We start from the raw sequence: 19,953 nt of genomic DNA, 5'->3' as shown, positions 1-19,953 counted from the left end.
TTATCAATATTAAGTTTAAAGCCGTTCACTGCTGTTATTCTGGTTTAATCAAGTCAATTAAATCATTATTGTTAAGAGCACTGTGATAGTGCTCTTATATTTTGTGGGTTAATAAGTCTGTAAATTTAATGAATGGTAAAAAATAACCCCATGCTTACCACTGTCGTCAACAAGACATTACGAGTGGTGTAAGCTAGCAAGGCTGCAACCACTGCACAGATTAAATAGCTGTTATCTACACTGAGGTCAAGTTGCCCTTCGCGTACAAATACAATCGGTGCAAAAATGGCGGTAAGCACAGCAGGGGCAGAATAACTTAAAAAGGCTAAGGTATTTTTACTTAACCGTACTGGAAGCTTAGGTTCAAGAAACAAATAGCGGCTGCCAAATACTAAGGCTGCCATTGCCATAATCGTTAGCCAGATCATGCTTTCTCTCCTGTCAGTTTGGCGTATGCAATACCGCTACTCATACCAAGTAATGCGGCGATAAGCAGTCCTGCTTGGATGGAAAAGACTTCACACACCACGGCAGTCACAAGGGAGACTAATACACAAAATAATACCGAAGGCTTTTTGACCGAGGGGACAACAAGGGCGATAAAGGTGGCTGCAATGGCGAAATCGAGTCCCCAAGATGCCAAATCCGGTATGCTTTGTCCTGCAATAATGCCTGCTGCCGTGGCAATGTTCCAGCCTAAGTAAAAACTCAATCCACCGCCAAAGGCGTACCAAGGGTCGAGTTTGTGTTGTTTGCCTTGGTTGGCGATAGCGAATAGCTCATCGGTGAGTAAAAAGCCTAAGGTTAGTCGCCATTTTAGTGGCATGGGGCTTATCTGAGGCCTCATTGCCATTCCATAAAGAAAATGTCGTGATGTAATGAGTAACGTAGTGATTAATATGCTGGTTAAGCCAATGCCTGCTTTCATCATGCCTAATGCCACCAGTTGGGCAGAGCCCGCAAAAATAATGGCCGACATGGCTTGGCTTTGAAAAGGTGACAAACCAGCATCTAATGCAAAAGAACCGGCTAAAATTCCCCAAGGGATCACCGCGATAGTCAAGGGCATCACAGCGAGCCCCCCTTTTAAAAAACCGTCACATTTGTTATTTCCTGCTAATACTTGCGCTTGGGAACTCATGAATATACTTCCATATTTATTACACATAAGAAGGTGATAGTAACCTATTTTAACCTAACTGACTTGTACAACATTGTGATTGAATTCTTTGGCATATTGTCCGGGTGTGACTCCCATGGTGCGCTTGAAATGGCGATTGAGATGGCTCTGATCGTGAAAACCACATTCTAGTGCGACATCTAATAATTTATGACCTTCCTTGATTTTTTGTTTTGCTAAACGAACCCGAGCTTGAATTTGATAGGCGTGAGGTGGGAGACCAAAAGAAAGTTGAAATTGCTTGATCAAGTAAAAAGGGCTTAATCCAGCGAGCGTTGCAAGTTCTTCTAATGAAACATCAGTGCAAGGCATGTCATCGATAAATTGTTTAACTAGTCTAAGTGGTGTTTGAGTGACGACGAGTCTTGGGGCGTCGATTTTATTTTTACTATGACGTGACATGAGTTTAATCATGCTGGTGTACACGACACTTTCGCGCAGTAGGCGGTTTTGTGAGGTGTTTAATGTGTGAAACATCATCCGTAGTAAGTCAGCCATAGGTTTGTCATTGACCACAGGCTCTGGAAAATAAGGTGCCCCTTTATTGGGTAAGCCTAATTCTTCATTGAGTGAGGAAAATTGTTCTGGTAGCGGATACATCGCGCGATAAGACCAGCTATTGTCGGTAGCAGAGCAGCAATGATGCACCTCATCGGCATTAATCAAAATAATGTTGTTTTGCGGTGCGATATGATGACCGCCAGAGCGGTAAAAACGTTGCGATCCGCTTTCTATGATCCCGACGGTATAACCCTCATGGCTATGACGGGAGAGATTTTGTTTCTGGTAGTTGGCATTTAATAATTCGATTCCTCCGAGTTCTTTAGCGTGAGTAAATTCAGCTTTCTCACGATTCTTGCTAGGAGCAGTTTGAGGGAATGTAGGGTGGGGGATTGTTTGTGTCATGATATTCCTCGTAATGCTGGAGTATTGTAACCGATAAATAGGCAGGAGTTTTGTACAAAATTGTGCTTATCTTTGTTGCTTTTGTGAGAATGAATGCCTCTTGGGACGATTAAGGTTATTGTTAACGCTTGTCTACGCTTGCAATATTAACGTTAACTGATACCTTTGGATAAAACTTTCTAACTAGTACATACGTATCATGTCCTCTCCTCGTTTTTACACCGTGCGCCTATACATCATCGCATGGATAAGTTTATGTTCTATTTTTTCCGTGTCTGCTTACGGTGAAGTTGATGAAAATAGAGAACTTTATAGCAACATGAATACGCGTTTAAGCTACATGAAAGCCGTGGCTTTACACAAATGGCAACATCAATTGCCGATAGAGGATGTGGCTAGAGAGACGTTAGTGATCAATAAGAGCATCGCTTTGGCGAAGGAACAAGGCCTTGTATCACAAGATATAGTGCATTTTTTTCGCGCTCAAATTGAGTTAGCGAAAAAAATACAGAGGCAATATCATCAGCAATGGCGTGAACATGGTTTACCCAGCGAATTGCAAGCAGAAAATAGTACCGCAGCCAGCTTGTCAGAGATCCGTCCTCAATTGATCGTCTTAGGCCAAAAAATAATACAAGGAGTAGCAAGTCATCATGATAAACATGACTTCTCCTTATTTAATCAACAAATCAATATTCCTTTTGTTAACCTTGAGGATAAAGGGAGGCTGTTTCAAGCGCTCACAGCGATTAACCCTAATGTATATCCATCGAGATTAGATAGAGTGTTGGCTCAAAAAATACTTTATGTTGGCACTACCGGTGATTATGAACCATTTTCATATTTTGATGGAAGTAAGCGTCGAGGGATTGATATCGATTTAGCAGAACTGTTAGCAGGAACGTTGGGTGCTAAGGCGGTATTTTTGCCTTCAACTTGGGCCAGCTTAAGCCAAGATTTAATGAGCCAGCGATATGACATTATGATGAGCGGTATATCTAAGACATTATTTAGGCAGCAGATAGGATTGATGTCTGACGTCTATCTTGAAGGAGGAAAAACGCCAATCACGCTTTGTAGCAGCGCAGAACGTTTTAATTCATTAGCTAAAATAGATTCGTCAAACACGCGAGTCATTGTGAATAAAGGTGGGACCAATCAGCGTTTTGTTGATGATAAAATTAAGCAAGCTAAGGTGACTGTTCATGACAGTAATGTGACGATATTTCAAGAACTCCTTGCTGGGCGTGCAGATGTGATGATAACGGATCGTATTGAGGTACAGCTTCAATCCAAAAAACACCCGCAATTATGTGCTTCTATGCCAGAGCATAATTTGACTTATTCAGCCAAGGCCTTTTTTATGAATAGAGATTTTATTTGGAAAGAGTACGTCGATTCATGGCTTGAAATCACAATAAAAAATGGCAGTATGGCCGATACGTTTGCCGATTATCTATAGTGTTTGCTATGTTTCAACCTGCATGGCAGTGGGTTTACTGCCATCATTGATTATGTAGTCAAGTAAGACGTTGGGTTAAAAAAAGGATTGGGTTATTCATCTATATTGGATTCTTTATCTTTGAATTTATTGTATTTTTTTTACAACATACTAAGCTTTGGATGTCTATCATTTGTAGGGTAGCATCTGTAGCTGTGGTGAGTAAGTTTGCAAAAGAGGAGTGATATGGAACATCAAAACATTATCATTTTCGATGGCGAATGTAACTTGTGTCATTGGGCGGTCAATTTTATTATTAATCGGGATCCTCATCATCGCTTTGTATTTACGCCGATGCAGAGCGATACCGCTAAGTCGTTGATTGCACGTTATGGTGTAGAGGGGGAGTATTCTGATACTTTTTTTCTGATCAAAAATGACACATGTTATATGAGAAGTGATGCCGCTTTAGTGATCACTAAGCATCTTTCAGGTGGTTGGCCTGCATTAGCAATATTGACATTTTTACCTCGGAGGTTCAGAGATTTTTTCTATCGATTGTTAGGGCGAAACCGCTATGCACTATTTGGTCGCCGCGATACGTGTGTCTTGCCAACCAGTGATGTGTTGAGCCGTTTTATCGATTAATGCTATTTGAGTAATACTTTATCAGTAGAATAAAGAGGCCGAATATGAATGAATTTGAAGAGTTATGTCGTTTCACAACCGCTAGATTGACCATATCGAGTTGGTGGGATTTAGTGCGTTGTAGCGATTCCGAATTAACATTGGCGCAAACGGTGTTAGACACGTTAACCCCCAAAGTCACCGCTTCTTTGCCTGAGAGCTGGCAAAAAATAAACCATATCGAAGATGCACTTATCTGGATGAATGACAGAGCTAATGAAAGTTGTTTTTTGGTGGTAAAAGAGCGCCTTCATGATCAGGTTATCGGTTTCGTTTTTCTGCATGAATTGGCACAGGAGTTACCGCAAAATTCAGTAGTGTCAGATAAGATGAAAAGTGAGCTGCATTTAGGTTATCTTTTAGCAGAGGATTATTGGGGAAAAGGCTTTGCTAGTGAATTGATTGCAGGACTAGTTGAATGGGCAAAAGCATCTGGGGAGATAAAATCATTTATAGGGGGGGTCAATATTGACAATATGGCTTCAATTATGGTGATGGAAAAAAATGGTTTTACTTTTCATCAGTCTGAAGGAATAACCAATACTCTATTTATGCAGTTAGAACTCGATAAGCCAACTATGAGTAGAAGTAAATTCAATTAATAAGTTTTCTAGCTAACCTGAACTCTGCTTACAGAGTTCAGGTGATTTGGACAAAATCTACTTACTTCTTTTAATGACTTGTCTCTGTGAATCACTGCTCGCTAACGTTAACAATTGTGGCAGAAAACGTATCTCTTGACTCGCAATGTCAATTTGCTCTAATAATATTTGTTCTAAAATATTATCTGTTGTCAGTGGGTTCGCTAGGACGACCCTAAATACCACCGCTTTAATATTGAGTATGTTAGGTTCAGGGTTTATTCGAGTACGTGAGACAAATGAAGATCCTTGTTCTCGTTGACGTTTTTGTATAAATTTAGTGAGCCCATCTAAGAGACGATTATATTCGATAAGGCGTAGTGTGTCCCCTGAGTGTCGAGCATCTTGCATGGCTATTTGCACTTTTTTAGGGACGTAACGATAGGTTAATAAGCAGAGCTCAGGCTCTGAGACAAGTTCGAATGCATCGTGTTTATGGATTAATTGAGCAAATCGACGGGCTTTTTCTAGGCTATTATTGATCAATATTTCATAACCATCACGACCAATGATTTGCAAACAAGCATGAACTAACATGGCCATACCGGGCCGTGATCCTTCCAATGTCTGGCTGCCTAAGTCTTTGGACCCCTTGCGTAAAATATATTCAGCGTGGTGTTTAATGGCGTTAGCAAATGTGGGATCTTTGAAGATCACCATGCCTGCCCCCATTGGCACATACATCTGTTTGTGCGCATCGATAGTGACAGAATCTGCTCTCTCAATACCTTTGAGAAGGTGGCGATACTTGTTGGATAACAAAGAAGCGCCTCCCCAAGCGGCATCAATATGAAAATGACAATCGAGCATTGTGGCCAAATCGGCTAATTCATCTAATGGATCGATATTGCCTGTTTCAGTGGTCCCAGCAACACCAACAATGGCAAGCACCTTTATGTTTTGGTTGGTGAGTTCTTCCGCTGTGAGCCGCATTTTTACCACATCAACCTTATTATTAGATGAAGTGGGAATTGGAATAATATTATCTCGGCCTATGCCCAATAAGTCGGCTGTTTTAGCCAATGAATAATGACCACGTTCTGATACTAAAATGGCTAGATCGTCATAACCGTAATGACGTAACCCTTTGATTAAGCCTTGTGCGGCAATGCCTTTAAAGTCACCATCAGCTTTTAGTACTTGATTGCGAGCCGTCCATAATGCGGTGATATTCGCCACGGTTCCCCCTGAGCAAAAGGCCCCTAAAGACACGTCTGCACTATGCATCCAACTTTGATAGAAATCATCATTTTGATCATAAATAAGGTGATGCATCATACCGAGAACTTGACGTTCAAGTGGGGTAAAGGCCTTGGAGGTTTCAATTTTGACGAGGTTTTGATTTAGGCCGACCATCATCTTAGAAAGTGGTAACACAAAGTAAGGCAGCGCAGAGGTCATGTGGCCGATAAAACTGGGCGATGAGGTATGCACCGAGTGAGCCACTAAGGTTTTCATCATCTCATCGGCATAATCTGAGATAAACTGAGGCGCTGTAGGTATTCGATGTTGTTGAAAATCAAGTTCAATTTCTAATAGTGGTTTTTCGACTGCAACGAGACTTGCTTGCAAGAAGCCCATTAGATTTTGTGAGATATTTTTCTCAATGACACTTAAGGTCGAATCAGGGGCTTCGGGTACGGTAAAAATTCGCAGTAGCGCCTCTTCAGAAGCCGTTGCTTTTCTTAATGTCATCGGAAATACCCGCCTGTTATAGGATTGCTGACTTAATGAGATCACTCATCAAAAGCAGTATCCCCAAAATGGAGAGCTACTTTACTTGATGCGCTTTAGTGCATCAAGTGACAAAGTTAAATTGCTAATGTGTTTGTGTAGGCCAACAGATTTGATTGAACGAGAAATAGGGTTGTTTTCCTATTTTTCCTTGGTGCATTGTTTTAGGTTCATGGCATAGAGTGCGGCAATGTTCCTTGAACAGGCCTGCAAGTTATGTTTGACATTGGCAAGTGCCTCTTCCAGTGGCATAGCTCTAGGGGTAATAGAGAATAGATTATGAATGCCATGATCAAGTAACACATTGACACTGACACTGCCTGCAATGGCGATAACAGGAATTTGCGCTGAGGCTTTCTTTAAATGAATCGGGAGCAATAACTATTTTCATTGGTGTTCCTATGGTAGAGCGTTGCGTTATATTTAATGACATTGACTTATATTTTCTTTGATCATGACAATGCCAGGAAGCAATGAATGTGCTTGAAGTCTGCCACTGCTCGATATGCTGAACATCTGCTCCTGCATTTTGAAGTGGTGTTGGTATTAGTTGGGTTTATCATTTCTGTCCTTTACTCGCTTATTTGATACCCTTAACGTTAATAGTTTGCTGTCTTTAAGTTAATAACTGTATGTTATTCATAGGTAAAAAGGAAAATATAACAAAGGGAAAGTAGAAGTGTGATTTACATCACTTAATGATTTTTTAAGGTTAGCCATACTCGCTATAGTAGTGAGAATCGTTCTCAAAAATAAAGTTGAACAATGATTAATGTGATTGTGTCATTTATTAGTTTGGGCTTTTATCACATAATAGATAATACAATTGAAAACTATTATCGTTTATAATACGCAGTGATGGTCGCTCTATTGCATGTGATTTTATCGGTAGACAATAGCGGCACTGCACAAGCTAAGTCTGGTATAAATGGTAATGAATTCTTTGAAAAACAATGACAAAAGGTCAACAGGCCCTAGGTAAAAGTATAATGAAATTAAGTGATTTACATCCAGGAGAATATGCCACCATTGCTTTGGTAGGTCAATTGGATCTGCCTTCAGTGGTTAAACGCAAGCTACTTTCGATGGGGATCACACCAAATACTCGTTTCCGTATGCTGAGAAAAGCGCCATTAGGTTCGGGTTTAGAGCTTGATATTCGTGGTAGTCGACTATGTATGCGTCGTGATTTGGCTGACATTATCGAGGTTGTGAAAGTGGTAGAATTAGAGGTGGGAAAGGCGAATGGTTAAGCAGTTTCATTGTGTTACCGTGGGTAATCCGAATGCAGGTAAATCGACGCTTTTTAATGCGCTAACCGGCGCAAATCAACAGGTTGGTAACTGGTCAGGGGTGACGGTAGAGAAGAAAACAGGTCAGTTTACACTTAATGATACCGATGTTTATCTTACCGACCTTCCTGGCATTTACGACTTACTCCCTGCTGGCAGCAGTTGTGATTGTTCTCTTGATGAGCAAATTGCACAACAATACCTTGTTGAGCAACGTATTGATGGGATTATCAATTTAGTTGATGCAACGAATATCGAAAGGCATCTTTACCTGACGGTTCAACTGCGTGAGTTGGGGGTGCCCATCGTTGTGGTACTCAATAAAATTGATGCAGCTAAAAAACAGGGAATAGAAATCGATACGGCCAAGATGAGTGACACCTTAGGGTGTCCTGTGGTCAGTGTTTGTTCTCGCGATGTAGGAGATATTGAGAAAGTTAAAAATCAAGTGATCGCTTTACTTGAAGGCAAAGTTTCCGGTACGCCGTTAATGTTAGGATACGATGCTCAAATTGAAACGGGCGTTAGCTCACTTTTATCTCATGATGAGAAGCTCAGTCGTGGTCGTGCGTTAGCCATCTTGGCAAATGGCTCTGGTTGCGGATCTGCTGCAGAAAATCCGATACAAAATGAGGTTAACGTATGTTCCGATTCATTAGCGCGTCAAGGCCAAGATATTGAAATAATGGTTGCTACAACGCGTTTTGATTTTGTTCAACATGTGTATCATTCTTCGGTTGCTGCCCATGGAGCCGAAACCGTCAGTGATAAGCTTGATAAGTTGATCTTGCACCCTGTGGCGGGTGTCCCTGTTTTTCTCTTCATTATGTATTTGATGTTCATGTTTAGTATCAATGTGGGGAGTGCGTTTATTGACTTTTTTGATATGACCGCTGGGGCACTTTTTGTCGATCATCTTGGTGCGTTGATGTCTAGTCTAGGTTCGCCTACTTGGTTAGTGACGATTATTGCTGGTGGTGTGGGGCAAGGCATCCAAACTGTTGCCACTTTTATTCCCGTTATTGCTGCTTTGTTTTTAGCGCTTTCGGTGTTAGAAGGTTCAGGTTACATGGCTCGGGCGGCGTTTGTTGTCGATGGCCTCATGCGCAGGATCGGTCTACCTGGAAAGGCATTTGTGCCTATGATCGTTGGCTTTGGTTGTTCAGTACCTGCCATTATGGCGACCCGCACGTTGGGCAGTGAACGTGAGCGAATTGTTACCGGCATGATGGCACCGTTTATGTCATGTGGGGCACGTCTACCAGTTTACGCATTATTTGCGGCCGCATTTTTTCCTGAATCAGGGCAAAATTTAGTTTTCTTGCTTTATATTATTGGTGTACTCGCCGCGGTTGGCACAGGTTTGTTATTGCGCTCAACGCTGCTCCCTGGTACCAGTAGTGCAGTGGTGATGGAATTACCGAGTTATGAGAAACCTAAATTTAAAACGGTGTTAAATCGTACCGCCAAGCGCACTAAAAGCTTCATTCGTGGCGCAGGTAAAACCATCGTGATCGTAGTGACCTTATTGAATTTTGTTAATGCTATCGGGATTGATGGCACCTTTGGCCATGAAGACAGTGCTGAGTCAGTATTGAGTGTGGTAAGCCAAAAAATAACCCCTTTCTTTGCACCTATGGGCGTAGAGCAGAAGAATTGGCCTGCGACAGTCGGAATTATCACGGGTATTTTTGCTAAAGAAGCAGTGGTGGGCACATTAAACAGTTTGTATAGCACCCCCGTCGATGGAGAAGAGGCGTTGACGCCTTTCATTGAAACACTCAATGACGCAATCGCAACCATTCCTGACAACCTGTTTGGGATCCAACTTGATGATCCGCTTTCTTTGTCTGTAGGCGATCTTTCTTCAGTAGAGACGGCATCGGCTGAACTTGAGGTTGATACATCAACATTTACCGCACTTCAAGCTGGATTTTCTGGCGTCACGGCGGCATTTTCTTACTTACTTTTCATTTTACTTTACACACCTTGTGTGGCAGCAATGGGAGCGTTAGTCGGTGAGTTTGGTGGTCGTTGGGCTGCTTTTGCAGGCGTGTGGACATTTGCATTAGCCTACGGAACAGCGACGGTTTTTTATCAGGCAGCAACATTCACATCGCATCCGTTGCAGTCAGGTTTATGGATTGGTTTCTTTGTTTCTGCGTTAGTTATTTTCTATCTGTGGTTGAAGCGCAAAGCGAAACGGGCGCAAACCATAATTCCAGGGGTTAAGATCATTATGGAATAGCATTTTACTGCCTCTAATCGGATTAAAAAGCAGCGTTTATCGCTGCTTTTTTGTTTTATTAAGCTTAGTGTTAATTATTTCTGTATCAAGCGTTGTATCTCGGTGTGAGATATAGGATGATATTTTTAATCACATCAAAATATATTGTTCTTTAAGAGGGATCACATGAGCCATGTGGACAGCGAAGTTCGTCCTAGTAACTTCATTCGTAGTATTGTAAATGAAGATCTTGAAAGCGGTAAGCATACTAGTGTGCATACTCGTTTTCCACCTGAGCCAAATGGTTTTCTTCATATTGGTCACGCTAAATCTATCTGCTTGAATTTTGGCATAGCAAAAGATTATAACGGTCAGTGTAATTTACGTTTCGATGATACCAATCCTGAGAAAGAAGATATTAATTATGTTCATTCCATTCAGGAAGACGTGACATGGTTAGGTTTTCAATGGGATGGTGATATTCGTTATTCATCTAACTATTTTGATAAGCTGCATCAATACGCGATAGAGTTGATCACTAAAGGGTTAGCCTATGTCTGTTTTCTCAATGCTGATGAGACTCGTGAATATCGTGGTACATTAACAGAGCCTGGTAAGGACAGTCCTTATCGGGATGTGTCTGTCGAAGAGAACCTTGAGCTGTTCGAAAAAATGCGTAAAGGCGACTACAAAGAAGGTGAATGTTCACTTCGCGCTAAAATCGATATGGCGTCATCTTTTATGTGTATGCGAGATCCGATTATTTATCGTGTCCGTTTTGCCCACCACCATCAAACGGGTGATAAGTGGTGCATTTATCCTATGTATGACTTTACGCATTGTATTTCAGATGCGATTGAGCATATTAGCCATTCTTTGTGTTCATTAGAGTTTCAAGATAACCGCCGTTTGTATGATTGGGTATTGGACAACTTACATGATTTTCAGACACCAGACCGCACACGGCAATATGAATTCTCTCGGTTAAACCTTGAATACACCTTAATGTCTAAACGTAAACTAAATGATCTTGTGGTGCGTAACCTTGTTCAAGGTTGGGATGACCCACGTATGCCAACGATAGCAGGTCTTCGTCGCCGTGGTTATACAGCGGCCTCTATTCGTGAATTTTGCTTACGCATCGGCGTCACTAAGCAAGAAAACATGATAGAAGTGGCGATGCTAGATGCATGTATCCGTGAGGAGCTTAATGATAAAGCACCGCGTGCTATGGCTGTGATCCATCCGGTTAAAGTGATCATTGAAAATTACCCTGAAGGTCAAATCGAGACTTTGAATGCTCCGGTGCACCCGAGTCACGACGTGATGGGAACGCGTGAGTTAGCATTTGGTCGCGAGATTTATATTGATGCTGATGATTTTCGTGAAGAGGCCAATAAAAAGTACAAGCGTTTAGTGCAAGGTAAAGAGGTGCGTTTACGTAACGCCTATGTGATCAAAGCTGAGCGTTGTGATAAAGATGCTGACGGTAATATTACCACGATTTACTGTCACTATGATGACGAAACATTAGGGAAAAACCCCTCAGATGGTCGTAAAGTCAAAGGGGTGATTCATTGGGTTGAAGCGACAACGGCTAAACCGGCAGAATTTCGTCTTTATGAGCGTTTATTTACCGATCCCAACCCAGCTGCTGCGGAGACGGTTGATGAGGTTATTAATCCTAATTCCTTGGTGATCGCTCATGGTTTGGTGGAAGCCAATCTTGTTAATGCAGAAGCTGAACATGCTTATCAGTTTGAGCGTGAAGGTTACTTCTGCGCCGACAGTAAAGATTCAACGGCAGACAGTTTAGTCTTCAATTTGACGGTTGCCTTAAGAGATTCATCACAGTAATTATCATTTGATGATATTACCGTAAAAAGGCTTTAGCGTTTGCTAAAGCCTTTTTTACATCTGTTTATGACTGATGTATTGGACCTAGCCCCATGCTCCATAATATGACGCTTGAAGCCATCAGAGCAACGAGTAACACTAAGCCTGCTGTCACAACCGAACTTGCGTAAATAAATCCTTTTTCTTCCGGGATATTCATAATAATAGGGACACCAGTATAAAGCAGATAAACTGAATAAGTTAACCCAAGTAGGCCCACGAGCATGACAAACCATATCGCAGGATAAAATGCGGCTAAGCCAACCATAAACAGTGGTGTTGCGGTATAGGAGGCGAGCTCTAACGCTTGCGTAAAACTGGGATCGGCATCAAAGGTCTTTGCCATCCAAAATGACAGGTAGGCTAAGGCTAATACGCCTGCAATCAATCCAAAGTACATGCCTACAGACATTAATATAGCGCTTTGTTGTGTTAAGAATAGTGGCTCACCAACCCCTAAATTCCAGCCTATTTCTGTGGAGGCAATAAAAGTGCAGATCACAGGAATGAGTGCAACTAATAACACATGACTCAGACTGCTTTTTAGTGCCTCATGATTTTGCTCAATTGCGTGCCACTCTTCTTTTGGGTGTGTGTATAACCCCATTAAGTGATTCAATATCATTATAATTATCCTTGTTTAGCTTAACTTTTTTGCTCGCCAAACTGCAGACGAACCCTTGACACTCAAATACGATGATTATTGTTTTTTGAGTATTGGCCTTTGGTCATTGCCAAAGACCGTACGGCTCACGACACCTCACCTATCAATGTTCAGTGAACATATAGGGATGCTACAAGCTTATTTATTGAACAAAAAAGGGGGCGAGTCAAGCAACTTTGTTGTTTACTTGTTAAATTCAATCTATTTGATAACGTTAATCAGGTAAACTTTATTTTTATAGACAAGTAGATAAAATAAAAAAGGGATAAATATGCCATTATTTCAGCTTGAGTAACCAGTACATGTTCGAGTGAGATAATTTTTCCCTGAAGATGTTAAAGATCACGATAGCGCTCTATTTCGCGAAACGATATCCTGATAAAATAGCCCTAGCGGATTAACTCTTCATCATCTTAAGCAGAAGTATGTACTCAGAATTATTAGCTCCAATACACGCCTTTCTTAAATGTGACACACCCGATAGCTGGATTGCAGCTGCAATCAAGCCTGAAAATTTAGCTACTTTATTAATCGATCACTGTAATTGTGAGTTAAAAGCAGCGCAAACCGCGATGTTTTTGATGAGAAAGTATGCTCTTGATAAGGACAGTGGCACACTTTTGTTGCAATGGGCCAAACCGTATGAAGACTTTGTGTATGGCAAAGATAGTAACGTCGCCGATTTTTTAGTCAACAACAGTAAAAAAAATGATGTCGCCATTGAATTTGTTGCTAAGCAAGGCTTTGAGCAGGGGAGTGTGCTAATCAGTAAAATGGTCAGACTTATCAAAGAAGAGTTTCATCATTTTGAGCAAGTATTAGCGATTATGCATGCAAGGAATATTCCTTATGAAAATCGCAGGGCGGGACGATATGCAAAAGGAATGATGAAATTGGTGCGTACTCATGAGCCTGCCAGCATGATAGACAAATTGATTATTGGGGCTTTTATTGAAGCGAGATCGTGTGAACGCTTTGCTAAACTTGCGCCGCATTTGGATGAAGTGCTTAATAAATTCTATGTTTCTTTATTACGTTCTGAGGCGAGGCATTACCAAGATTATTTAGTATTAGCTGAAGCAATAGCCACTGTCGATATCAGTGAGCGGGTGGCTATTATTGGAGCACGAGAGGCAGAGCTTATCACTGCAATTGATCATGAGTTTAATTTCCACAGCGGTGCCCAAGGGGTCGAGAAAGACTAGAGAGCCGACTCAGTTACCAGTGGCCTGCTTGATAGATTGATGTTATTAGCACTGACACTAAGCACACTGGTTTGTTCATACCAGTCGCCAACGACAATTCGCTTTTTTGCAATGCCAGAGTGGGTTTCAATAATATGTACATTAGGTCGATGAGTATGGCCATGGATCATTTGTACACTGTTTGTTTGCTCCAGCAATGCATTGACGGCCTCAGTTTCTACATCCATGATGTGTACACTTTTACGCTGGTTGCTTTGCGTACTCTTATCGCGGATATTACGAGCAATGTTCCTGCGAGTTTGCTGAGGCAGCTTACAATAGAGCCATTTTGCCAATGTTAGGTTTCTAAAGCACCTGAATCTCTGATAGGCCTTATCTAGCGTACATAAACTGTCACCATGAAGAATAATGGTTGGTACGCCATACAAATTCAGTGAGTGAATTTCGGGTAATAATATCATTCCAGATTGTTTTGCGTATGCATTGCCGATAAGAAAATCTCTGTTGCCATGGAGATAGTAAATAGGCAGGCGAGTAGAGATAACTTTTAGCTTTGCTGCCAGTTCAAGTGCAAAAGGCTCAGCAATGTCATCACCAATCCACACTTCAAAGAGATCCCCTAAAATATACAGGGCGTCGACATCATTGAGTTCTGTATCAAGGAAGTGAGTGAATGCGGTAGTGATATCAGGGCGATCAGCCGCTAAGTGCAGATCGCCAATAAAAAGTGTACGCATTAAACAGACTTATTCAGCGTCAGTCATGGTGACTTTTTCGATAATCACGGCTTCAAGAGGCACATCTTGATGCATGCCATTATTACCAGTGTTAACCGTTTTGATTTTATTGACAACATCCATACCAGCAGTGACTTTACCAAATACACAGTAACCCCAACCTTGAGCAGTCTCAGATGTAAAATCAAGGAAAGTATTATCGTTAATGTTGATAAAGAACTGAGCAGTTGCTGAATGTGGATCAGAGGTTCTTGCCATTGCCACAGTACCAATCACATTAGATAAACCATTATTGGCTTCATTTTTGATGGTTTCACCATTTTCTTTTTGGGTCATATCTTCAGTAAATCCGCCACCTTGGATCATGAAACCGTCAATAACTCGGTGAAAAATAGTGCTATCAAAGAAGCCTTCTTTAACATATTTAGTGAAATTAGCTGCTGTGTTTGGGGCTTTTTCTGTTTCGAGAGTGAGGACGATATCACCGTGATTGGTATGAAGCGTGATCATGATTAGATTCTCATATGGGGAAAATATAAATAGTGACAGGATTCTAACGTAAATACACAGGGGCTTAAAGTGCTAAGCATGAATAATCACACCGCTAAGGCTTAAAACTAATGGAAGCACCTGTTTGCCAATGATAGACTAGTTGACCATTTTATTTGTTTTTCGTAGAAGAGAATATCGATGTTGAAGCTATACAACAGCCTGACCCGCCAAAAAGAGGAATTCAAACCATTACAGCCCGGTAAAGTGGGTATGTATGTGTGTGGGATCACCATCTATGACCTATGTCATATTGGTCACGGGCGTACTTTTGTTGCTTTCGACATGATTGTAAGGTATTTACGTTATTCAGGTTTTGACGTCAATTTTGTACGTAACATCACCGATGTTGACGATAAAATCATTAAGCGCGCTGCTGAAAATAATGAAAGCTGTGACTCACTGACGGCACGTTTGATTGGTGAAATGCACCGAGATTTTGATTCGTTAAATATGCACCGCCCTGATATAGAACCAAGAGCGACCTTACATATTGCTGACATCATCGAGATGGTGACAACACTTATCGACAAGGATCATGCTTATGTGTCAGCGAATGGTGATGTCTTGTTTAGTGTTACGTCATATCCACAATATGGGCGTTTGTCAGGGCAAGATTTAACCCAGCTTCAAGCAGGAGCGCGTGTTGAAGTTGAAGACACCAAACGCGATCCTATGGATTTTGTGTTATGGAAAATGTCTAAGCCCGGTGAGCCTACATGGGAGTCGCCATGGGGGCCTGGACGTCCAGGTTGGCATATCGAATGCTCTGCCATGAACAGTAAGCATCTTGGTCAACATTTCGATATTCATGGCGGTGGCTCAGATCTTCAGTTTCCTCATCATGAAAATGAAATTGCACAATCTTGCTGTACTCATAATACTCCCTATGTCAATTATTGGATGCACACAGGCATGGTGATGGTTGATAAAGAGAAAATGTCTAAATCTCTTAATAATTTTTTTACTATTAGGGATGTATTGGCGCATTATGATCCTGAAACTATTCGTTACTTTCTGCTGTCTGGTCATTATCGTAGCCAATTAAATTATTGTGAAGATAATCTTAAACAAGCGAAGTCGGCATTAGCGCGTTTATACACAGCACTTAAAGATTTGGATTTAACGGTGGCGCCCGCAGCTGCTGAGGGTTACGTGTCTACGTTTACGTTGGCGATGGACGATGATTTTAATACACCGGAAGCGTATTCTGTTTTATTTGATATGGTGCGTGAGATAAATAGCTTGAAAATCACCGATCTTGCTCAAGCATCAGCCCTTGCTGTGCGCTTAAAAGAGTTAGCTGGGGTGCTTGGTTTATTAGAGCAGGATGTGAGCACTTTTTTTAAAGGTGAACATAATGATGATGAAGTGGCTCAGGTTGAAGCACTTATCGTTGAGCGTAATAGAGCGAGAGTTGAAAAAGATTGGCCTGCTGCTGATGTTGCCCGTGATGGGTTAGCTGCGTTAGGTGTGATCTTAGAAGATGGTCCTAATGGCACCACATGGCGTAAAAAGTAAATGGGTTAATACATAAAAAGCCTGCTGTTGCAGGCTTTTTATGTCAGGAACATTGATGCCACTTCACACTCCATGGATGGAAAGGTGTGGTGTTTAAATGCCGATGTGTGGTCCGGTCATACGTTGAGCAACATGTAGTTTGTTAGCACTGTGCCTAATCGTGATACTTCTCTGCAGCTGACAGTGTATTTTCTAACAGGCTTGCAATGGTCATGGGACCTACACCGCCAGGCACTGGCGTGATAAAACGGGCATGTTGAGCAGCAACATCATATTGAACATCACCAACAAGTGTACCATCTTCGAGACGGTTAATGCCCACATCGATCACTAAAGCGCCCGGTTTAATCCAATGCCCAGGAATAAACCCTGGTTTACCGACTGCGACCACCACAATATCGGCTTGTTTGACTTTTTGTTCGAGATTGCGGGTAAATCGATGGCACGTTGTTGTGGTACAGCCTGCAAGTAAAAGCTCCAGACTCATTGGGCGACCGACAATATTTGATGCACCTACAATGGTGGCATCTAAGCCATAAGTATCAATCCCAGTTGATTTAATCAGGGTCATTATCCCCATTGGGGTACATGAGCGTAAAACCGGTATGCGTTGCGCGAGCCGACCGACATTATAAGGGTGAAAGCCATCGACATCTTTATCTGGTCGAATGCGTTCGATAACCTTGGATTCTTCAATATGAGCAGGAAGGGGCAGCTGAATTAATATTCCATCGATTGCAGGATCTTGATTGCATTCATCGATGAGTGAAAGTAATTGGGCTTCAGAGGTACTTGACTCTAAATCGTATGAGCGTGATAAAAACCCCACTTCTTCACAGGCACGTCGCTTACTGCCGACATAGATTTGAGAGGCTGGATCTGCACCGACTAAGATCACTGCTAAACCTGGTACTCTTTTGCCTGCTTCTTTGCGGGCAGTTACTTTATCTTTGAGCTGTATTCGAATGGATTGAGCAATGGCTTTACCATCGATTCTTTGAGCTGTCATCTAGGGTGGATATCCTTTATAAGGCGCGATAATGAAAATCGATAACATGTTAACAGGCCAAGGCGGTGGTGTCATTTAATAACCTAGGTAACAATCAGTTCTTATATGCGGATAATTTCGAACGAATAGGTGATGGGGTTACCTAGCGTAAATTAATCGCTTTGTGATTGGTTTTTCGCTCGTTTTATACTCTTTAGTCGGTAAAGTGAGCAAGTGTTATTGCTTTATAAAAAAATCGTTGACGCATCTAGGGTGAAAAGATAAGATGCGCTCCGTTCTCAAGCATAAGCCTTATTAAACTTGCTTAAGAAAGAAATCGATTGATAAAGTAATGATTACTTCTATCTGACATCGGTGATTAGCGCAGCCCGGTAGCGCATCTGGTTTGGGACCAGAGGGTCAGAGGTTCGAATCCTCTATCACCGACCAATATTGTTTATTTGCTGTATGTAGTGAATAAAATGAAAGATACAAATTTTATGATAAAGCATAAAATTTGAGTAAAAACTAATTTTTTAGCGCCCGTAGCTCAGTTGGATAGAGCACCCGCCTTCTAAGCGGGTGGCCGCAGGTTCGAATCCTGCCGGGCGCACCAAATCAGTGGTGATTGTAGCTCAGTTGGTAGAGTCCCGGATTGTGATTCCGGTTGTCGTGGGTTCGAACCCCATCAGTCACCCCATTTCTTCGTAAGAAAGTAAAAAAAGCGACCTAAGGTCGCTTTTTTTACATCTTAAATTCACGTTTTGTGGTCGACTCTGCAGTAAAGCGTCGTTATAATGTCTCGTCTTGATAATGATTAATGATTGAGTGACTAGGACCTAAATTCAGAAAAAATGAATTGACTGGTTAATTTCTAATATCAAGAAACGAATACTTTAATAGTTGAAAATTCGACTATTACACAGGACGTTAGACTTATTTTGAGGTAAGAAAATGCAAGTTTCAGTTGAAACAACACAAGGCCTAGAGCGCCGTCTGACCATTTCTGTTCCTGCTGAGCAGATTGAAAAAGCTGTAAACGATAGTTTAAAAAACGAAGCTAAGCGCGCTCGTCTTCCAGGTTTCCGCCCAGGAAAAGTACCTGTCAGTGTCATCAATAAGCGTTATGGTACTGCGATTCGTCAAGATATTACTGGCGAAGTGATGCAGCGTAATTTCGTCGAAGCGATCATTGCTGAAAAATTAAACCCAGCAGGTGCACCTACATTTGTGCCAGGTGAATCAGACACAGATAGCTTTCAGTTTGTTGCTGTTTTTGAAATCTACCCACAAGTTGAGTTGCAAGGTCTTGATGCGATAGTGGTTGAAAAACCCACTTCTGATGTGACTGAGTCTGACGTCGATACCATGATTGAAACATTGCGTAAGCAACATGCAACGTATGAAGCCGTTGAACGTGCTGCTGCAGATGGTGACAAAGCGAAAGTTAACTTCGTTGGTTCTATTGACGGTGAAGAGTTCGAAGGTGGTAAAGCTGACGATTTCGAACTTCAATTAGGTTCTGGCCGCATGATCCCAGGTTTTGAATCCGGGGTTGAAGGTCATAAAGCAGGTGAAGAGTTTGATATTGATGTGACTTTCCCTGAAGATTACCATGCTGAAAACTTGAAAGGTAAACTGGCTAAGTTCACCATTACTTTGAACCAAGTTCAAGCGGCTAACTTACCTGAAGTGAATGATGAATTTGCCACACTTTTCGGTATCGCTGAAGGTGGCTTAGTAGCACTTAAAGCTGAAATTAGTAAAAATATGGCTCGTGAACTTGAACAAGCACTTAAAGCCAATGTAAAAGAACAGGTGCTTAATGGTTTACTTGAGCAAAATGAACTTGAATTACCAACGGCATTAGTAGAAAGCGAAGTAGAAGTGTTGCGTAAGCAAGCCATGCAACGTTTCGGCGAACAAGCGGCTAACATGCCTGAACTACCAGCTGATTTATTTACCGAACAAGCTGAACGTCGTGTTAAAGTTGGTTTATTATTGGGTGAAGTCATTAAGACTAATGAACTCAAAGCCGAAGACGAACGTGTTAATGCGCTTATTGCTTCTATGGCTTCTGCATATGAAGATCCAAGTGAAGTGGTTACCTATTACAATGGTAATCAAGAGATGATGCAAAACATGCGTAATGTTGCGCTTGAAGAACAAGCGGTTGAAGCATTGCTAAAAACGGCCCAAGTGACCGAGAAAGTTGTCAAGTTTGAAGAATTTATGAACAAGGCGACCCAACAAGGTTAAGCTTTACTTGACTTAAATGGCAGTTC

Annotated in this window: 18 protein-coding genes and 3 tRNA genes; 12 read left to right on the top strand and 9 right to left on the bottom strand. The window is 41.6% G+C overall.

Annotation, left to right across the window (positions count from 1 at the left end):
• Window positions 1–125: 125 nt before the first annotated feature.
• From HQQ94_RS16210 to HQQ94_RS16200, 3 genes are read right to left on the bottom strand one after another with little or no spacing between them, the layout of a single operon-like run.
• Window positions 126–428, bottom strand: coding sequence for an AzlD domain-containing protein (locus HQQ94_RS16210; protein ID WP_173295380.1), 303 nt, complete (start codon window positions 426–428; stop codon window positions 126–128).
• On the bottom strand, window positions 425–1,141 hold the full coding sequence (locus HQQ94_RS16205; RefSeq protein WP_173295379.1) for an AzlC family ABC transporter permease: 717 nt from the start codon (window positions 1,139–1,141) through the stop codon (window positions 425–427). Before HQQ94_RS16205 ends, HQQ94_RS16210 begins: the two co-directional genes overlap by 4 nt.
• Window positions 1,142–1,195: 54 nt before the next feature.
• Window positions 1,196–2,086: an AraC family transcriptional regulator gene (locus tag HQQ94_RS16200; RefSeq protein ID WP_173295378.1), complete on the bottom strand. Its 891-nt coding sequence runs from the start codon at window positions 2,084–2,086 to the stop codon at window positions 1,196–1,198.
• Window positions 2,087–2,285: 199 nt separating this feature from the next.
• On the opposite strand from HQQ94_RS16200, the gene HQQ94_RS16195 reads away from it, so the two are divergent.
• The 3 genes from HQQ94_RS16195 to HQQ94_RS16185 all read left to right on the top strand — a co-directional run bounded on the left by HQQ94_RS16195 (window position 2,286) and on the right by HQQ94_RS16185 (window position 4,816).
• On the top strand, window positions 2,286–3,548 hold the full coding sequence (locus HQQ94_RS16195; RefSeq protein WP_173295377.1) for a transporter substrate-binding domain-containing protein: 1,263 nt from the start codon (window positions 2,286–2,288) through the stop codon (window positions 3,546–3,548).
• 225 nt (window positions 3,549–3,773) lie between these two features.
• A complete protein-coding gene (locus HQQ94_RS16190) occupies window positions 3,774–4,175 on the top strand; it encodes a thiol-disulfide oxidoreductase DCC family protein (RefSeq protein ID WP_173295376.1) in 402 nt (133 codons plus the stop codon).
• 44 nt (window positions 4,176–4,219) lie between these two features.
• Window positions 4,220–4,816: a GNAT family N-acetyltransferase gene (locus HQQ94_RS16185; RefSeq protein WP_173295375.1), complete on the top strand. Its 597-nt coding sequence runs from the start codon at window positions 4,220–4,222 to the stop codon at window positions 4,814–4,816.
• Between the two features lie 57 nt (window positions 4,817–4,873).
• Here HQQ94_RS16185 and panP read toward each other — a convergent pair whose 3' ends face one another.
• Window positions 4,874–6,550, bottom strand: a complete 1,677-nt coding sequence (panP, locus tag HQQ94_RS16180) for a pyridoxal-dependent aspartate 1-decarboxylase PanP (RefSeq protein WP_173295374.1) — start codon at window positions 6,548–6,550, stop codon at window positions 4,874–4,876.
• A 180-nt stretch (window positions 6,551–6,730) separates the two neighbouring features.
• Window positions 6,731–6,967 carry a glycerate kinase gene (locus HQQ94_RS16175; protein ID WP_173295373.1) on the bottom strand — a complete coding sequence of 79 codons (237 nt, stop codon included), beginning with the start codon at window positions 6,965–6,967 and terminating at the stop codon, window positions 6,731–6,733.
• A 611-nt stretch (window positions 6,968–7,578) separates the two neighbouring features.
• Here HQQ94_RS16175 and HQQ94_RS16170 point away from each other — a divergent pair.
• The 3 genes from HQQ94_RS16170 to glnS all read left to right on the top strand — a co-directional run bounded on the left by HQQ94_RS16170 (window position 7,579) and on the right by glnS (window position 11,965).
• The gene (locus tag HQQ94_RS16170; protein WP_173295372.1) at window positions 7,579–7,842 is read left to right on the top strand and encodes a FeoA family protein; all 264 of its coding nucleotides are present in this window, start codon (window positions 7,579–7,581) and stop codon (window positions 7,840–7,842) included.
• On the top strand, window positions 7,835–10,129 hold the full coding sequence (feoB, locus tag HQQ94_RS16165) for a Fe(2+) transporter permease subunit FeoB (protein WP_173295371.1): 2,295 nt from the start codon (window positions 7,835–7,837) through the stop codon (window positions 10,127–10,129). The genes HQQ94_RS16170 and feoB overlap by 8 nt, the downstream gene beginning before the upstream one ends.
• A 165-nt stretch (window positions 10,130–10,294) precedes the next feature.
• A complete protein-coding gene (gene glnS / locus HQQ94_RS16160; protein WP_173295370.1) occupies window positions 10,295–11,965 on the top strand; it encodes a glutamine--tRNA ligase in 1,671 nt (556 codons plus the stop codon).
• Window positions 11,966–12,029: 64 nt separating this feature from the next.
• Here glnS and HQQ94_RS16155 read toward each other — a convergent pair whose 3' ends face one another.
• Window positions 12,030–12,629, bottom strand: coding sequence for a Yip1 family protein (locus HQQ94_RS16155; protein ID WP_173295369.1), 600 nt, complete (start codon window positions 12,627–12,629; stop codon window positions 12,030–12,032).
• 464 nt (window positions 12,630–13,093) lie between these two features.
• On the opposite strand from HQQ94_RS16155, the gene miaE reads away from it, so the two are divergent.
• Window positions 13,094–13,873: a tRNA isopentenyl-2-thiomethyl-A-37 hydroxylase MiaE gene (gene miaE, locus HQQ94_RS16150; RefSeq protein WP_173295368.1), complete on the top strand. Its 780-nt coding sequence runs from the start codon at window positions 13,094–13,096 to the stop codon at window positions 13,871–13,873.
• Here miaE and HQQ94_RS16145 read toward each other — a convergent pair.
• Both HQQ94_RS16145 and HQQ94_RS16140 read right to left on the bottom strand, forming a co-directional pair.
• A complete protein-coding gene (locus tag HQQ94_RS16145) occupies window positions 13,870–14,610 on the bottom strand; it encodes a UDP-2,3-diacylglucosamine diphosphatase (protein ID WP_173295367.1) in 741 nt (246 codons plus the stop codon). The genes miaE and HQQ94_RS16145 overlap by 4 nt on opposite strands.
• 9 nt (window positions 14,611–14,619) lie before the next feature.
• The gene (locus HQQ94_RS16140; protein ID WP_173295366.1) at window positions 14,620–15,120 is read right to left on the bottom strand and encodes a peptidylprolyl isomerase; all 501 of its coding nucleotides are present in this window, start codon (window positions 15,118–15,120) and stop codon (window positions 14,620–14,622) included.
• A gap of 180 nt (window positions 15,121–15,300) precedes the next feature.
• Here HQQ94_RS16140 and cysS point away from each other — a divergent pair, with 180 nt between their 5' ends.
• On the top strand, window positions 15,301–16,680 hold the full coding sequence (gene cysS, locus HQQ94_RS16135) for a cysteine--tRNA ligase (protein WP_173295365.1): 1,380 nt from the start codon (window positions 15,301–15,303) through the stop codon (window positions 16,678–16,680).
• A 154-nt stretch (window positions 16,681–16,834) separates the two neighbouring features.
• On the opposite strand, the gene folD is transcribed toward cysS, so the two are convergent.
• Window positions 16,835–17,689, bottom strand: a complete 855-nt coding sequence (gene folD, locus HQQ94_RS16130) for a bifunctional methylenetetrahydrofolate dehydrogenase/methenyltetrahydrofolate cyclohydrolase FolD (protein ID WP_173295364.1) — start codon at window positions 17,687–17,689, stop codon at window positions 16,835–16,837.
• A 352-nt stretch (window positions 17,690–18,041) separates the two neighbouring features.
• On the opposite strand from folD, the gene HQQ94_RS16125 reads away from it, so the two are divergent.
• From HQQ94_RS16125 to tig, 4 genes are all read left to right on the top strand, one after another.
• Window positions 18,042–18,118 (top strand) — tRNA-Pro (locus tag HQQ94_RS16125).
• 89 nt (window positions 18,119–18,207) lie between these two features.
• Window positions 18,208–18,284: transfer RNA gene (locus HQQ94_RS16120), tRNA-Arg, on the top strand.
• A gap of 8 nt (window positions 18,285–18,292) precedes the next feature.
• Window positions 18,293–18,368 (top strand) — tRNA-His (locus HQQ94_RS16115).
• 254 nt (window positions 18,369–18,622) lie between these two features.
• Window positions 18,623–19,927 carry a trigger factor gene (gene tig, locus HQQ94_RS16110; RefSeq protein ID WP_173295363.1) on the top strand — a complete coding sequence of 435 codons (1,305 nt, stop codon included), beginning with the start codon at window positions 18,623–18,625 and terminating at the stop codon, window positions 19,925–19,927.
• The last annotated feature ends 26 nt before the right edge of the window (window positions 19,928–19,953 follow it).

This window comes from Shewanella sp. VB17 (assembly GCF_013248905.1).
Lineage (GTDB): Bacteria > Pseudomonadota > Gammaproteobacteria > Enterobacterales > Shewanellaceae > Shewanella.
This window is presented reverse-complemented; position numbering and strand designations above follow the sequence as displayed.